General features: G+C 48.5%; 1 protein-coding gene. It reads left to right on the top strand.

All coding sequences use genetic code 11. From position 1 onward, the window contains the following. On the top strand, nt 1–1,079 hold a 1,079-nt coding region (locus R7E00_RS24870; RefSeq protein ID WP_318124889.1), incomplete at both ends, for an enoyl-CoA hydratase-related protein.

Genomic DNA, 1,079 nt, shown 5'->3' with positions numbered 1-1,079 from the left:
AAGGCTTAATGCTCACTTCAGATAAAGACGCGTTCATCGTTGGCGCAGACATCACTGAATTCTTGGGCCTCTTCGCTAAAACAGACGCCGAGCTCGATCAATGGCTACAATTTGCCAATAGCATCTTCAATAAACTAGAAGACTTACCCGTTCCGACAATCTCAGTACTTAAAGGTCACACACTTGGCGGCGGCTGTGAATGCGTACTGGCTACCGACATGCGCATCGGTGACAAGACCACCAGCATTGGCCTACCAGAAACCAAACTGGGCATCATGCCAGGCTTTGGTGGTTGTGTGCGTTTGCCGCGTGTTATCGGTGCAGATAGCGCGATGGAAATCATCACGCAAGGCAAAGCATGTCGTGCAGATGAAGCATTGAAGATTGGTTTATTGGATGCCGTGGTTGAAACTGATGCGTTGTATGAATCCGCATTGCAAACACTGACTTCAGCTATCAACGAAAAGATCGATTGGCAAGCACGTCGTAAACAAAAAACCTCGCCACTGACACTCAGCAAGCTAGAGTCGATGATGAGCTTCACGATGGCAAAAGGCCTAGTGGCACAAGTAGCCGGTCCACACTACCCTGCGCCAATGACTGCAGTTATTACGATTGAAGAAGGCGCACGCTTTGCACGTAACGAAGCGCTCGACATTGAACGCAAATACTTCGTTAAACTCGCGAAATCAGAAGAAGCCAAAGCTCTGGTTGGTCTGTTCCTCAACGACCAATACATCAAAGGCATCGCGAAAAAAGCGGCGAAATCAGCAAGCAAAGACACTGAGCGAGCAGCGGTATTAGGTGCAGGTATCATGGGTGGTGGCATCGCTTACCAATCTGCGCTGAAAGGCGTGCCAGTATTGATGAAAGACATTGCCCAACCATCTCTCGATTTAGGTATGACCGAAGCGTCTAAACTGCTGAACAAACGCCTTGCTCAAGGTCGTATCGACGGCTTCAAGATGGCGGGAATTTTGGCATCAATTACCCCAAGCCTACATTACGCAGGCATCGAAAATTCAGATGTGATTGTTGAAGCCGTTGTCGAAAATCCAAAAGTAAAAGCAGCGGTACTG

Origin of the sequence: Vibrio sp. Vb1755 (assembly GCF_033338635.1) — a bacterium.
Taxonomy (GTDB): Bacteria; Pseudomonadota; Gammaproteobacteria; order Enterobacterales; family Vibrionaceae; genus Vibrio; species Vibrio alginolyticus.
This window is presented reverse-complemented; position numbering and strand designations above follow the sequence as displayed.